At 72.4% G+C, this 14,343-nt stretch carries 14 protein-coding genes and 2 pseudogenes; 8 read left to right on the forward strand and 8 right to left on the reverse strand.

The genetic code is table 11. From position 1 onward, the window contains the following. A pseudogene (locus ABZ749_RS14070) lies at positions 1-87 on the forward strand (ATP-binding protein); the annotation flags it as partial. Positions 88-179: 92 nt separating this feature from the next. Here the strand turns inward: ABZ749_RS14070 and ABZ749_RS14075 are convergent. The 7 genes from ABZ749_RS14075 to ABZ749_RS14105 all read right to left on the reverse strand — a co-directional run bounded on the left by ABZ749_RS14075 (position 180) and on the right by ABZ749_RS14105 (position 8,552). Beyond that, the gene (locus ABZ749_RS14075) at positions 180-1,268 is read right to left on the reverse strand and encodes a uroporphyrinogen-III synthase (RefSeq protein ID WP_357227451.1); all 1,089 of its coding nucleotides are present in this window, start codon (positions 1,266-1,268) and stop codon (positions 180-182) included. Next, the gene (nirD, locus tag ABZ749_RS14080) at positions 1,268-1,615 is read right to left on the reverse strand and encodes a nitrite reductase small subunit NirD (RefSeq protein WP_357227454.1); all 348 of its coding nucleotides are present in this window, start codon (positions 1,613-1,615) and stop codon (positions 1,268-1,270) included. Before nirD ends, ABZ749_RS14075 begins: the two co-directional genes overlap by 1 nt. Next, positions 1,612-4,149, reverse strand: coding sequence for a nitrite reductase large subunit NirB (nirB, locus tag ABZ749_RS14085; protein WP_357227457.1), 2,538 nt, complete (start codon positions 4,147-4,149; stop codon positions 1,612-1,614). The genes nirD and nirB overlap by 4 nt, the downstream gene beginning before the upstream one ends. Beyond that, the gene (locus ABZ749_RS14090; RefSeq protein ID WP_357227460.1) at positions 4,146-5,585 is read right to left on the reverse strand and encodes an FAD-dependent oxidoreductase; all 1,440 of its coding nucleotides are present in this window, start codon (positions 5,583-5,585) and stop codon (positions 4,146-4,148) included. Before ABZ749_RS14090 ends, nirB begins: the two co-directional genes overlap by 4 nt. Beyond that, positions 5,582-7,801 carry a molybdopterin oxidoreductase family protein gene (locus ABZ749_RS14095; protein WP_357227463.1) on the reverse strand — a complete coding sequence of 740 codons (2,220 nt, stop codon included), beginning with the start codon at positions 7,799-7,801 and terminating at the stop codon, positions 5,582-5,584. Before ABZ749_RS14095 ends, ABZ749_RS14090 begins: the two co-directional genes overlap by 4 nt. 207 nt (positions 7,802-8,008) lie before the next feature. Beyond that, positions 8,009-8,254, reverse strand: coding sequence for a hypothetical protein (locus ABZ749_RS14100; protein WP_357227466.1), 246 nt, complete (start codon positions 8,252-8,254; stop codon positions 8,009-8,011). A 37-nt stretch (positions 8,255-8,291) separates the two neighbouring features. Next, positions 8,292-8,552, reverse strand: coding sequence for a hypothetical protein (locus ABZ749_RS14105; protein ID WP_357227470.1), 261 nt, complete (start codon positions 8,550-8,552; stop codon positions 8,292-8,294). Between the two features lie 64 nt (positions 8,553-8,616). Here ABZ749_RS14105 and ABZ749_RS14110 point away from each other — a divergent pair, with 64 nt between their 5' ends. The 7 genes from ABZ749_RS14110 to glmM all read left to right on the forward strand — a co-directional run bounded on the left by ABZ749_RS14110 (position 8,617) and on the right by glmM (position 14,109). Then, the gene (locus tag ABZ749_RS14110; RefSeq protein ID WP_357199084.1) at positions 8,617-9,312 is read left to right on the forward strand and encodes a methyltransferase domain-containing protein; all 696 of its coding nucleotides are present in this window, start codon (positions 8,617-8,619) and stop codon (positions 9,310-9,312) included. Between the two features lie 89 nt (positions 9,313-9,401). Further along, entirely contained in the window at positions 9,402-9,659 is a 258-nt protein-coding gene (locus tag ABZ749_RS14115; RefSeq protein WP_091403518.1) for a DUF6364 family protein, read from the forward strand. After that, positions 9,649-9,942: a hypothetical protein gene (locus ABZ749_RS14120; protein WP_112676883.1), complete on the forward strand. Its 294-nt coding sequence runs from the start codon at positions 9,649-9,651 to the stop codon at positions 9,940-9,942. Before ABZ749_RS14115 ends, ABZ749_RS14120 begins: the two co-directional genes overlap by 11 nt. Before the next feature lie 161 nt (positions 9,943-10,103). Next, on the forward strand, positions 10,104-11,486 hold the full coding sequence (locus ABZ749_RS14125; RefSeq protein ID WP_357199086.1) for a nitrate/nitrite transporter: 1,383 nt from the start codon (positions 10,104-10,106) through the stop codon (positions 11,484-11,486). A 209-nt stretch (positions 11,487-11,695) separates the two neighbouring features. Continuing rightward, a complete protein-coding gene (gene rplM, locus ABZ749_RS14130; RefSeq protein WP_053653864.1) occupies positions 11,696-12,139 on the forward strand; it encodes a 50S ribosomal protein L13 in 444 nt (147 codons plus the stop codon). A gap of 20 nt (positions 12,140-12,159) precedes the next feature. After that, entirely contained in the window at positions 12,160-12,633 is a 474-nt protein-coding gene (gene rpsI, locus ABZ749_RS14135) for a 30S ribosomal protein S9 (RefSeq protein WP_112626216.1), read from the forward strand. Between the two features lie 120 nt (positions 12,634-12,753). After that, complete coding sequence (glmM, locus tag ABZ749_RS14140) at positions 12,754-14,109, forward strand: phosphoglucosamine mutase (RefSeq protein ID WP_091402319.1); 1,356 nt, start codon at positions 12,754-12,756, stop codon at positions 14,107-14,109. Between the two features lie 72 nt (positions 14,110-14,181). Here the strand turns inward: glmM and ABZ749_RS14145 are convergent. Next, positions 14,182-14,343, reverse strand: a pseudogene (locus ABZ749_RS14145) (aminotransferase); the annotation flags it as partial.

Below are 14,343 nucleotides of genomic sequence, written 5' to 3' on the forward strand. Positions count from 1 at the left end.
AAGCAGGTGCTGGTGACGGTGGTCGAGCACGCCATGCTCCGGCTCCAGTCCGAGCACGGGCGGGGCTTCCCGACGCCGGTCGGCTGAAACGTCGCGTCACGGCCGGCAGGCTACGGCCGGCCGTGACGAGTTTAGGGCGTGTGGCAGTGCCCTCGGCCCGACCGGGGACTCCGCACGCCCTAGTCGACCCGCAGCCGGTAGCCGCGCTTCACCACGGTCTGCACCACGCGGGGCGCGCGCAGCCCGGCCCGGAGCCGGGCGACGGCCATCTCGACGGCGTGCTCGTCCGCGCCCCGGGGCAGGGTCCTCAGCAACGCCGTGCGGGACAACACCCGACCCGGGGTCTGGGCCAGCGCCCGCAGCACCGCCATCGGCGCGGGCGCGAGCGGCCGCAGCTCGCCGTCGATCACCGCGGCGTGCCCGCGCAACGTGAGCAGGTGCCCGCCGGCCTTGAACGTCACGGTCCGGCGGGGCAGCTCGTCGACGATGGTCCGCACCAGTGCGCCCAACCGGGCCCGGCCGGGCGCGCTCACCGGCACCCCGTGCCGCAGCAGCGGCTCGGCGGTCACCGCCCCGACGCAGCTCGCCAGCACGTCGCTGCGCAACGCCGACAGCACCGCGTCGGTACGGTCGCCGGCGGCCCGCAGCAACGCCTCGGCCGCCGGTGCCGAGGTGAACGTCACCGCGTCCACCAGCCGACCGGCGATCAGATCGATCAGCCGGTGCAGCGGCGCCGGATCGGTCGGCGGCGCCCAGCGGTAGACCGGCACCTCGATGACAGTGGCGCCCGCCGCCTCCAACGCGAGCGTGCACTCGGGTTGCCGCTCGCCGTGCAGCTGCATGGCGATGACCTGCCCGGCGACGCCACGCCGGCGCAGGTGCTCGACCACCTCGTCGCAGCTCTCCGAGGCGGGTGACCACTGGTCGTGCAGCCCGGCCGCCCGGATCGCACCGCGTGCCTTCGGGCCGCGCGCCACCACGTACGAGCTGGCCAGCACGGAGCGCAGTGGCTCGGCCAGCCCCCAGCCCTCGGCCGCCTCCAACCAGCCGCGCATGCCGATGCCGGTGTTGGCCATCAGGATGTCCGGCGGTTGGTCGAGGCAGGCGCGGGTCGCCTCGCGCAGTTCGGTGTCGTCGGACAGCGGCACGATCCGCAGCGCCGGGGCGAGCACCACCCGGGCGCCCCGCCGTTCGAGCAGCGCGGCCAACTCGTCGCGCCGCCGGTCGGCGGTCACCCCGATGGTGAAGCCCGCCAGTTCTTCGCGCATCAACCCTCCTGTCGCAGCCGCACCTCGACCAGCCCGTCGCGGCACCGTGCGTCGTGCCGAGCCACCGCCACCCCGGGCAGGTCGAGGCAGTGCCCGCTGCGCAGGTCGTACACCTGCTTGTGCAGCGGTGACGCGACGGTCGGCACGCCGCCGCGGCTGCCGACGATGCCCCGGGACAGCACGTACGCCCCGGAGACCGGATCGCGGTTGTCGATCGCGAACAGCTCGTCGGCGGTCCGGAAGAGAGCGATCTGCACCCCGTCGACCAGTGCGGCGACGCCCCGGTCCGGTTCCAACCGGTCGAGCGGGCAGACGGTGGTCCAGGTCAGCGTGAGGGTCTGGGTCATCGCCGTACCTCCGGTAGGCCGAGGGTGACCGGTTGCCGACGGTGACCGTTGGTCGCCTCGGATCCGGTCGGGGACTGGTCGCGTACGGGAACCGGCTGGCCGCGTTCCCGGATGAAGGTGATCGACGGGTCGGGTACGTCGGGGGCGTTGACGAAGGAGGTGTAGCGGCGCAGCCGATCCGGGTCGTCCAGGACGTCGCGCCACTCGTCGGAGTACGACGAGACGTGTCGGGCCATCGCCGCGTCAAGGTCCTCGCAGAGCCCGAGCGAGTCGTCCACGATCACCGAGCGCAGGTGGTCCAGGCCACCGTCCATCGCCTCGATCCAGCCGGCGGTGCGTTGCAGCCGGTCGGCGGTGCGGATGTAGTAGATGAGGAACCTGTCGATCAGCCTGATCAGGGCGTCAGTGGTCAGGTCGGTGGCGAACAGGTCGGCGTGCCGGGGTCGGAAACCGCCGTTGCCGCCGACGTAGAGATTCCAGCCGGTCTCGGTGGCGATGATGCCGAAGTCCTTGCTGCGTGCCTCCGCGCACTCCCGGGCGCAACCGGAGACCGCCGACTTCAGCTTGTGTGGAGCACGCAGTCCGCGATAGCGCAGCTCCAGCGCGACGGCCAGGCCCACCGAGTCCTGCACCCCGTACCGGCACCAGGTCTCGCCCACGCACGACTTCACAGTGCGCAGCGCCTTGCCGTACGCGTGCCCGGACTCGAAGCCGGCGTCGACCAGCCGCCGCCAGATCTGCGGCAGCTGCTCGACCCGCGCCCCGAACAGGTCGATCCGCTGCCCGCCGGTGATCTTCGTGTAGAGCTGGAAGTCCCGGGCGACCTCGCCGATCACGATCAGCTTCTCCGGGGTGATCTCGCCGCCCGGGATCCGGGGCACCACCGAGTAGCTGCCGTCGCGTTGCAGGTTGGCCAGGAAGTGGTCGTTGGTGTCCTGCAACGACGCCTGTTCGCCGTCGAGCACGTGCCCGCTGCCCAGCGAGGCGAGGATGGACGCCACCACCGGTTTGCAGATGTCGCAGCCGCGGCCCCGACCGTGCTCGGCGACCAGCCGGGAGAAGGTGCGGATGCCGCGGACGCGGACGATCTCGAACAGCTCCCGCCGGCTGACGTCGAAGTGCTCGCAGAGCGCGCTGGACTGCGCCACCCCGGCCGCGTCCAGGAGCTGCTTCAGCATCGGCACGCAGGAGCCGCAGCTGGTGCCGGCCCGGGTGCACGCCTTCAACGCCGGCACGTCCGCGCAACCGTCGGCGATGGCGGCGTCCACATCGCCCCGGGTCACCGCGTTGCAGGAGCAGACCTGCGCGGCGGCGGGCAGCGCCCCGGCGTCCGCGCCGCCGCCGTCCGGAGCGAGCAGCGCCAACGGCGCGGCCGGCAGCGGGCCGCCCACGCTGGCCCGCAGCGTCGGGTACGCGCTGGCGTCACCCACCAGCACCCCGCCGAGCAGTGTGTGCGCGTCGTCGGAGAGGACCAGCTTCGCGTAGACCCGGGTGGCCGGGTCGGTGAACGTGACGTCCAGGCAGCCCTCGGTCGTGCCGTGGGCGTCGCCGAACGAGGCCACGTCGACCCCGAGCAGCTTGAGTTTGGTGGCGGTGTCCGCGCCGGGGAAGGTCGCCGCGCCACCGACCAGCCGATCGGCCACCACCTCGGCCGTCGCATACCCCGGCGCGACCAGACCGTGGCAGGTGCCGTCGACCGCCGCGCACTCTCCGACGGCCCAGATCCGCTCGTCGGCGGTACGACAGGTCTCGTCGACCAGCACCCCGCCGCGCGGGCCCAGCGGCAGACCGGCGTCCCGGGCCAACTGGTCCCGGGGCCGGATGCCGGCGGCCACCACCACCAGCTCGGCGTCGAGGGCGGTGCCGTCGGACAGTTCCAGGGCCGCGACGCCGCCGTCCGGGCCGGGCCGGATCGCTGTGGTCGCCACCCCGAGATGGGTCCGTACGCCCAGTTCGTCGACGTAGCGGCGGAGCATCGCGCCGCCGGCCTGGTCCACCTGCACCGGCATCAGCCGGGGCGCGAACTCGACCACGTCGGTGCTGAGGCCGAGCAGTCGCAGGGCATTGGCGGCCTCCAGGCCGAGCAGCCCACCACCGATCACCGCGCCGACCCGTCGGCCCCGCGCGTACGCCCGGATCGCCGCCAGGTCGTCGAGGGTCCGATAGACGAAGACCCCGGGCAGCTCCGTGCCGGCCACCGGCGGCACGAACGCGTACGACCCGGTGGCGAGCACCAGCGCGTCGTAGCGGTATTCGCCGACGGCGGTGGTCACCACCTGGCGGTCCCGGTCGACGGCGGTGGCCGGCTCGCCGAGGCGCAGCCGCACCCCGTCGTGTGGGGTGTGCAGGTTGAGTTCGCTTTCACTGACCCCGTCGAAGTACGCCGAGAGCCGCACCCGGTCGTACGCCGGGCGCCCCTCCTCGGCCAGCACCGTCACCCGCCAGTCGCCCTGTGGGTCACGGGCGCGCAGCGCGTCCACGAAACGCTGCCCGACCATGCCGTTGCCGATGACGATCAGTTCGCCGCCGCTCATCGCGTCACCTCCACCGATTCCGCCTGGCTCAGCCAGTCGACGATGCCGCTCACCGCGTCCCGGCATCCGCCGCATCCGGTGCCGGCCCGGGTCGCGGCCACCACCGCATCGACGGTCCGGGCGCCGGAGCGCCAGCTTCTGACCAGTGCGCCCTTGCTCACCGTGTTGCACTGACAGACCGTGGCCGCGTCCGGCATCAGCGCCGGTGAGGCGGCCGGCGTCGCGCCGACCGTGCCGAGCGCCCGGCCGAGCAGCAGCGCCCGGCGGTCACTCGGCACCGGCTGGGCACGGTCGAAGAGTTGGATCACCGTGCCGACCGCCGGGTTGTCGCCGAGCAGGATCGCGCCGATCAGCCGCTCGTCCCGGATCCGCAACCGGGCGTAGGTGCCCCGGGTCGGGTCGGCGAACGTCAACTCCTCGCCCGGTCCGCCACCGGCCGCGTCACCCATCGAGGCCAGGTCGATCCCGGCGGCCTTCAGTCGGGTCACCACCGGCCGGGGCCGGTACCGGGCCAGTGGGTCCGTGCCGCTCAGTACGTCCGCGAGCACCTGGGCCTGGGCCCAGGCGGGCGCGACCAGCCCGGTGAGCAGGCCGTCGTGCTCGGCGCAGTCGCCGATCGCCGAGATGGACCGGTCGCTGGTGCGCAGCCGGTCGTCCACCACCACGCCGCGCCGCACGATCAGGCCGGCGGCCTGCGCGAGTGTGGTGTCCGGGCGTACGCCACAGGAGAGCACCAGCAGGTCGGCGCGGAGCGTCCGGCCGTCGGCGAGGTCGAGGCGGACGCCGCTGGCGTCCGCGACCACGCCGGTCGCCGAAACCCCCAGTTGGACGGTGACGCCGAAACCGGCGAGCGTGCCCGCGAGCACCGCGCCGGCGGTCGGGTCCAGTTGCCGTTCCATCAGGTGTTCTCGCGGGTGCACGACAGTGGTGGCCAGCCCTCGGGTGGCCAGCCCTCGGGCGGCTTCCAGGCCGAGCAACCCGCCGCCGAGCACCAGTGCGCTGCGAGCGCCGTCCGCCGCGGCGAGGATCCGCCGGCAGTCGTCCAGGGTCCGAAAGGGCACCACCCGCTCCGGCAGGTTCGCCGGGTCGAGGCCGGGCAGTGGCGGCACCACCGCACGGGCGCCGGTGGCGAGCACCAGGTGGTCGTATCCGATTCGTTCGCCGTCGTCGGTGCGGACCTCCCGGGCGGACCTGTCGACGGCGGTCACCGGTACGCCGCTGCGCAGGTCGACGCCGTGCCCGGCGGCTTCGGTCAGCTCCACGTCCGGCTCGTCGATCCGGCCGGCCAGCAGTGTGGAGAGCAGGATCCGGTTGTACGCGCGGTGCGGCTCGGCCCCGAGGACTGTGACCTTCCGGTCTCCCTCCCGGGCGTGCAGCTCACCGGCGAGGCGCGCGCCCGCCATCCCGTTGCCGACGATGACCACCCGGGCGGTCATGCCTTCTCCACCCGGACCGCGCAGATCTTGAACTCGGGCATCCCGGAGATCGGGTCCACCGCGTCGTTCGTCACCGAGTTGGCGCGTCCCGCCCCCGCGTAGTGGAACGGGGCGAACACGGTGTCGGGTCGGATCCCGGCGCTGAGCCGGGCCGGCGCGCGGAACTCCCCTCGGCGCGAGGTGACCCGCACCGGGTCGCCGTCGTCGATGCCCAGCCGGGTGGCCAGGTCGGGGTGCAGTTCGACGAACGCCTCCGGGGCGGCACGGCGGAGCGCCGCAACCCGTCGGGTCTGGGTGCCCGACTGGTACTGCGCCAGCACCCGACCGGTGGTGAAGTGCAGCGGGTACGTGGCGCAGACCTCCTCGGCGGCCGGCCGATGGTCGACGGGGTGGAAGCGGGCCCGGCCGTCCGGGGTGGCGAACCTCGTGGCGAAGAGTCGGGGCGTGTCCGGCCCGTCCTCGGTCGCACACGGCCAGTAGACCCCGTCTTCGGCGTCGATCCGGTCCCAGCTGATGCCGGCGTAGTCGGCGGCCCCGCCAGCGGAGGCACGGCGCAGCTCGGCGAAGACGACAGCCGGGTCGGCCGGGAACCGAGCCGCCGCCACGGCTTCCGGTCGCGTGTCGGCCAACGCCACGCCGGCCGGTCCGGGGCTCGCTGGTGCGGCGTCTGCCGGTGCCGTGTCGGCCGGTTGGGCGGTGGGCGCCTCGGCGGCTGCCAGCCGCACCGCCAGGTCGGAGATGATGGCGAGGTCGGTGCGGACGCCCGGCGGGGGCGGCCGTAGCGCGCGCCGACGCAGCACCCGACCTTCCAGGTTGGTCATGGTGCCGTCCTCCTCGGCCCACTGCGCGGTGGGCAGCACCACGTCCGCCAGCGCGGCCGTCTCGGAGAGCAGGAGGTCCGCGACGACAAGCAGGTCGAGGTCGCGCAGCCGGCCCTCGATGCGGGCCGCCCGGGGTGCCGAGACCACCGGGTTCGACCCGAACACCAGCAACGCGCGCGGGCCACCAGGGGCGCCGAGCGAGTCGAGCAGTTTGTAGGCGGGCACTCCCGGGCCGGGCAGTTCGTCGGCCGGCACGCCCCAGACCCCGGCCACGTGCTCGCGGGCCGCCGGGTCGTCGATCCGCCGGTAGCCGGGGAGCTGGTCGGCCTTCTGCCCGTGCTCCCGCCCGCCCTGGCCGTTGCCCTGGCCGGTGAGGCAGCCGTACCCCGAACCGTCGCGGCCGGGCAGACCGAGGGCGAGAGCGAGATTGACGTACGCGGTGACGGTGTCCACCCCCTTGGCGTGCTGCTCGGCGCCGCGCGCAGTCAGGATGATCACGCGACCGCCGGTGCCCAGCGCTCGGGCGGTCGCCTCCAGGTCGGCCACCGGCACCCCGGAGAGCTGTTCCGCGCGGGCCGGCCACCAGGCGGCGACGCCTCGGCGGACCGCGTCGAATCCGGTGGTGCGGTCGGCCACGTAGGCCCGGTCGACCCAACCTTCGGTGAGAGCGATGTGCAGCAGCGCGTTGGCCACCGCGAGGTCGGTGCCGGGCAGCGGTTGCAGGTGCAGGTCTGCCTGGCGGGCGGTGGCGGTGACCCGGGGGTCGACGACGATCAGTTTCCCGCCGTTGCGGCGCTGCTCGGTGAGCCAGCGCACCAGCGGCGGCATGGTCTCCGCCGGGTTCGCTCCGACCAGCAGCAGCGTGTCGGCCCGTCCCAGGTCGGCGAGGGGGAACGGCAGCCCGCGGTCGATGCCGAAGGCCCGCATCCCGGCGGCCGCCGCCGAGGACATGCAGAACCGTCCGTTGTAGTCGATGTGCCTGGTGCGCAGCCCGATCCGGGCGAACTTCCCCAACGCGTACGCCTTCTCGTTGGTCAGGCCACCACCGCCGAAGACGGCGACCGCGTCCCGGCCGGCGTCGTCCTGGACGGCGCGGATGCCGGCGACCACCCGGTCGAGTGCGGTGTCCCAGCTCGCCGGGTGCAGTTCGCCGGTGGCCGCGTCGCGCACCAGCGGAGTGGTCAGCCGATCCGGGTGGTCGAGTAGTTCGGCGGCGGTCCACCCCTTCTGGCAGAGCCCGCCCCGGTTGGTGGGGAACTGGCGCGGGTGGACCGTCACACCGGTGTCGTCAGCGCGCAGTGTCATCCCGCACTGCAGTGCGCAGTACGGGCAGTGCGTCGCCACTTCCCGGGGCGTCAGCCCCGGTGGAGTCGCCGACCGTGCACCGTCTGTCATGTCGGGAAAGCGTGCCGCCGGGCGGTTTCCGGTCCGGGTCCCTTCTGTTTCGGTCCTGTCAAGTGGGGCTCACACCGCACAGGGGCAGCGAGCGCGTTGGAGGGTGCGGGTCGGATCCTGTGGAGCTGAATCGCCGACGACACCGGTGGTCGATTCGTTCGCGACATCAGCTCTGAAGCGACAACACGCCTCACCTCCTGGGTGCCGTCAGGGCAGGTCGGCGCGGTGTGGGCGCCGGGTCACTGGCAGCCAGCCCAGAAACCGGGCGTGAAGTGCTCGCAGGTCGGGGCGAACCCCCAGGGAGTACAGGTCGTCGAACGCGTCCTGCATGTTCGCTGCCAGGTAGAACGCCAGGGCGATCGAGTGGCCGTAGAACTCGGTCGTGAGGTGAAGCCGAGCCGGCGAACACGGCCAGGCAGCGGCGCAGTTACGGCAGAGCCACGACGGTCGCATCGGATGGTGCGGACGAGGGCGGCGGCTCATCCGACCCTCACCGGACCGCGCCTGACGGGCGTGCGGGCGACGGGCCGGCGGGGCGGCGGGGCGGGGCGGGCCCGGCCAGATCAGGCCCGCGGGCATCACGGACAGCGACCGGCGCGACCGCGTCACCGTTCGCGGCCAGCTCGTAACCGTCGATCCACAGCCACCCGTCGTACGTCGGCCAGTCGCGAACGCGAATCACGCGGACGAAGATCGGACGCAGGAACTGCGCACTCGCGGCGCGGGTCCGGTGCAGGACCTCGCCCGCCAGCCGCGCCGTCGCCGCCGCAGTGCTTATAATGTGGGAAAATCGTCTCACTTTTTGGGAGACCGCGATGAGCGTGACGGACGTCTTCGACGCCGTGGCCGGCACGTACGACGAGGCGCGCAGGCGGCTGGTGCCGTGCTTCGACAGCTTCTACGGCACCGCCGTCCAGGTGGCCGCGCCGCCGTTGCGGGCCGCGCTCGCCGCCGGGCGTACCCCGCAGGTTCTGGACCTGGGCGCGGGCACCGGCCTGCTCTCGTTGCTGCTCGCCGCGGCGGTGCCCGGAGTCCGGCTGACCCTGGTGGACGGAGCGCCGGCGATGCTCGCCCGCGCCACCGACCAGCTGGACGCGCGGTCCGTGCCACACCGAACGGTCCACGCCGACCTGGCCGACGAACTGCCGCCGGGCCGGTACGACGCGGTGGTCAGCGCGCTGGCGATCCACCACCTGGACGACGCCGGCAAGCGCGTGCTCTACCGGCGCGCCGCCGCCGCGTTGGCACCGGGTGGGGTGTTCGTCAACGCCGAGCAGGTGGCCGGCCCGACGCCGGAACTGGACCGGCGCTACGACGAGGTGTGGATGCAACGGATCACCGAGCTGGGTGCGTCCCCCGACGAGATCGCTGCTTCCCGGGAGCGGATGCGCCACGACCGCCCGGCGACAGTGGCCGACCAGTGTCGGTGGCTCGCCGAGGCGGGCCTGGTCGACGTCGACTGCTACTTCAAGGAGTGGCGCTTCGCGGTGTTCGGCGGCCGGGCCGGGTGAGCCCGACGGAATGTGCGTTTCACCGCCCGGGGACGAGCCGGTGAGCGCAGGGATGACTGTCGGTCATACCTCTGGGTAATCTGCTCGGCATGACTGCCAAGGTGACTCTCTCGTTCACGGACGAGACCATCGAGGAGGCGCGGCGGTTCGCCAAGCGCGAAGGGCTGTCGCTCTCCGCATGGATGGACCAGGCCGCCCGGGAGAAGGCGCTGCGCGAGGTCTTCACCGCGCACGCCGCCGCCGTGGGCCGCGCCAGCCTGGATCTGGAGTCTGCCGCGCTCGCCGACGCCCGCGAGGTGGGCATGGTCAACGACCTGTTCTCCGGCGGACGGCCGCGTGCTGCGTAGGGGTGAGATCTGGCGCATCGAAGGCGCCCGGGAACGCCTCGGCCTCGTGATCAGCTCGGACGTCTACAACTCCACCGACGTGCCCATCGTGATCGTGGTCGAGGTGGTCGAGGAATCGCTCCTGCGGGACTCGCCGCTCGCCGTGTCGATGGGCCGGTACGTGGTGATGCCCGACCGGATCTCCTCGCCCATGAAGAAGTGGTTCACCGCGTGCGTGGACGTCGCCGACACCGAGACCATGCTCCGGGTCGGTCGGGCGCTGCGCATCCTCCAGCAGCTCTGACCGGAAGGGCAGCCCTGCGCACGCCGCCCCCGGTGGCGTGCTCACCATCGCCGCCGGCCCGTGGTGCGATCCCCGTTTCCGGCCCGACCCGCGACGGGCACTGCCAGGTAACCGGCCGTTCCTAGCGTTTCTGCTCGTCACATCGACGAGGAGGAGCCGCCGTGAGCACGCTCACCAGCACCGTAGTCACCGCCGAGCCGCCCGCCGTCACCGGTCGTCGGCAGCCGCTGCACGACTGGCGCCCCGAGGACCCGGACTTCTGGCAGGCCACCGGCGCGCCGATCGCCCGGCGCAACCTCTGGGTCTCCATCTTCGCGGAGCACGTCGGCTTCTCGGTGTGGAGTCTCTGGTCGGTCACAGTGCTCTTCCTCGGCCCCGCGTACGGCATCGATCCGGCCGGGAAATTCCTGCTCACCGCCGTGCCGGCCGCCCTGGGCGCGGTGCTGCGACTGCCGTACACGCTGGCGGTGGCCCGCTTCGGCGGACGACGCTGGACGATCATCAGCGCACTGCTGTTGCTGGTGCCCGCGGTCCCGATGACGGTGCTGCTGGAACCCGGCGTGTCCTACACCACCCTGATGGTGCTCGCCTGCCTCACCGGGGTCGGCGGTGGCAACTTCGCCTCCTCGATGGCGAACATCAACCTGTTCTACCCACAGCGGCTCAAGGGGCGGGCGCTCGGGCTCAACGCCGGTGGCGGCAACCTGGGCGTACCCGCTGTGCAGTTGGTCGGCCTGGCCGTCCTTGCCACCGCTGGTGCCGCGTACCCCCGGTTGGTGCCGGCGGTCTACCTGCCGCTGATCGTGCTGGCCGCGCTGGCGGCGGCCCGCTGGTTGGACACCGTGCCCGGGGCGCGCAACGAGCCGGGCGCGTTGCGGGAGGCGGCCCGCGACCCGCACACGTGGGTGATGTCGCTGCTCTACATCGGCACCTTCGGCTCGTTCATCGGCTTCGGTTTCGCCTTCGGGCAGGTGCTCCAGCTCCAGTTCGCCGAGCGGTTCCCGACCCCGGTCGACGCCGCCTGGCTGACGTTTCTGGGCCCGCTGGTCGGCTCGCTGATCCGGCCGCTGGGTGGTCATCTCGCCGACCGCTTGGGCGGGGCACGGGTGACCTTCTGGAACTTCGTGGCGATGGCGGCCGGCGCGAGCACAGTGCTGTACGCGGCCCGGGAGCGTTCGTTCGGGCTCTACCTCGCGGGGTTCCTCGCCCTCTTCGTCTTCTCCGGCGTCGGCAACGGCTCCACGTACAAGATGATTCCGGCGATCTTCCGGGCCCGGTCGGCGGACGCGGTGGCCACGGGTCAGCGTGATCCGGAGGCCGCCGCGCGGTGGGCGCGGCGGATGACCGGCGCGTTGATCGGCATCGCGGGTGCGATCGGCGCCTTCGGCGGGGTGCTGGTCAACATCGCGTTCCGCCAGTCGTTCCTCAGCTCGGGCAACGCCGACGCCGCCTACCTGGCCTTCATCGGCTGGTACGCGTTGTGCTTCGCGGTCACCTGGGTGGTCTACCGCCGTCCGAGGGCCGGTCGACTCACCAACGTGTGAGCTGAGACACCCTCGGCGCGTCGCCGCGCGGGACCGCACCCCCGTTTTGACCTGCGGACCGGGCGCCGGGTATCGTTGCCTGCTGTTGTACGACATCCAGAGGCGTGCCCCTTCAGGTACGCTTGGTCGTTCGTGCGCGCTGGTCCGGCCTGCTAGATCTGGTCACCTCGGCGCGCGACCCCAGACCGACGACGAGACAAGGTAGACCTGTGCGTACGTACAGCCCGAAGCCGGGTGAGATCGAGCGTCAGTGGCACGTCATCGACGCCTCTGATGTCGTGCTGGGCCGCCTGGCCACCCACGCCGCCACGTTGCTGCGTGGTAAGCACAAGCCGACTTTCGCGCCGCACGTCGACACGGGCGACTTTGTCGTCATCGTGAACGCGGGCAAGGTTGCGTTGACCGGCAACAAGCGCCAGACCAAGGTCGCTTACCGCCACTCCGGTTACCCGGGTGGTCTGAAGCAGATCGGCTACGACGAGCTGCTGACCAAGCGTCCCGAGCGGGCCATCGAGCTGGCTGTGAAGGGGATGCTCCCGCACAACAAGCTCGGCCGTCAGCTGATCAAGAAGCTGAAGGTCTACGCCGGTGCCGAGCACCCGCACCTCGCGCAGCAGCCGGTGCCGTTCGAGATCAAGCAGATCGCGCAGTGAGCGCGGGCGAAGGAAGCAGCATGACCGACATCATCGAGACCGAGGTCGCCCCGGAAGCCCCCGAGGCCACCGAGGCGCCGGCGCCCGTCGCCCGCGCGCCTCGTGGTGACCGGCCGATCCAGACCGTGGGCCGCCGCAAGGAGGCCATCGTCCGGGTCCGCATCGTCCCGGGCACCGGCAAGATCACCTGTAACGGCCAGGACCTTGAGGCCTACTTCCCGAGCAAGGTGCACCAGCAGCTCATCAAGGACCCGCTGGTCACCGCCGAGAAGCTCGAGCAGTTCGACGTGATCGCCAACCTGCGTGGCGGCGGCACCACCGGCCAGGCCGGTGCGCTCCGGCTGGGCATCGCCCGCGCGTTGATCATCAACGAGCCGGACGACCGCCCCGCCCTCAAGAAGGCCGGCTTCCTCACCCGTGACGCCCGGGTCAAGGAGAGCAAGAAGTACGGCCTCAAGAAGGCCCGTAAGGCTCCCCAGTACTCGAAGCGCTGATCTTTCCCAGCGCGTTGTACTTCTGACGGACGGCCGGTCCGCCTCCCCCTCGTCGGGGGGAGGTGGGTCGGCCGTTCCGCTTTCTCCTCACTGGCAGTGCACTTTCGGAGGTTGGCGGGTATGGGTCGGTTGTTCGGCACGGACGGCGTACGCGGGCGGGCGAACGCGGATCTCACCCCGGAATTGGCGCTGGCGCTCGCGGTGGCCGCCGCGCACACACTCGCCGAGACGGACCGCAGTCATCCGCCGCTCGCCGTCGTCGGTCGCGACACCCGCGCCAGCGGCGAGATGCTGGAGGCCGCCGTGGTCGCCGGGCTGACCAGCGCCGGTGCCAACGTGGTGCGGGTCGGTGTGCTGCCCACCCCGGCGGTGGCGTTCCTCACCGCCGAGGCCAAGGCCGACCTGGGTGTGATGCTCTCCGCGTCGCACAACCCGATGCCGGACAACGGCATCAAGCTCTTCGCCGCCGGCGGGCACAAGTTGCCCGACGAGATCGAGATGCAGATCGAGGCGGCCGTCGAGACGAACGCCACCACCGCCTGGGACCGGCCGATCGGTGCCGGCGTCGGCCGGGTGCACGACCTGCTCGACGGTGCCGACCACTACGTCCAGCACCTGGTGGGCACCGTTCCGCACCGGCTCGACGGGATCAAGGTCGTGGTCGACTGCGCCAACGGCGCAGCCGCCGAGGTCGCCCCCGTCGCCTACCGGGAGGCCGGCGCCGAGGTCATCGCCATCCACGCGGAGCCCGACGGGCTGAACATCAACGACGACTGTGGCTCCAACCACATCGAGGCGCTGCGCGCCGCCGTGGTCGAGCACGGCGCTCACCTGGGCATCGCCCACGACGGCGACGCCGACCGCTGCCTGGCGGTCACCGCCGACGGCGACGAGGTGGACGGCGACCAGGTCATGGCGATCCTCGCGCTGGCCATGCGGGACGCCGGCACGCTCACCCAGGACACCCTGGTGGCCACCGTGATGAGCAACCTCGGGCTGCGGCTCGCGATGTCCGCGCAGGGCATCCGCCTGATCGAGACCAAGGTCGGTGACCGCTACGTGCTGGAGGAGCTGCGCGCCTCCGGGCTGGCGCTCGGCGGTGAGCAGAGCGGCCACATCGTGATGCCCGCGCACGCCACCACCGGCGACGGGGTGCTGACCGGTCTGCACCTGATGGCTCGGATGGCGGCCACCGGCCAGTCCCTCGCCGAGTTGGCCTCGGTGGTCACCAAGCTGCCCCAGGTGCTGATCAACGTGCCGGTCGGCGACCGGACCGTCGGCGCCGCCGCACCCGCGGTACGCGCCGAGGTCGAGCGGGCCGAGGCGGAGCTGGGGGAGACCGGCCGGGTGCTGCTGCGCCCGTCGGGCACCGAGCCGCTGGTCCGGGTGATGGTCGAAGCGGCCACCGAGGCGACAGCCCGTGAGGTCGCCGAGCGGATCGCCGAGCTGGTCCGCACCGCGAGCCCGGTCGCCTAGCTCTGCTGGACGCTGTGGAGCTGAACCGTTTACGGCATCAGCTCCACAGCCGCCGGGCGTGCCGGATCGACGTCAGCGGCTCGGGCCCAGAGCGTGCAGCCGGCTGACCGCCTCGGTCAGCACCTCCGGGCGCTTGCAGAAGGCGAACCTGACCAGCCGCCGGCCCGCGTCGACGTCGTCGTAGAAGACCTGGGTGGGCACCGCCACCACGCCGCAGCGCTCCGGCAACGAGCG

Origin of the sequence: Micromonospora sp. NPDC047753, assembly GCF_040642735.1 — a bacterium.
Classification (GTDB): Bacteria; Actinomycetota; Actinomycetes; order Mycobacteriales; family Micromonosporaceae; genus Micromonospora.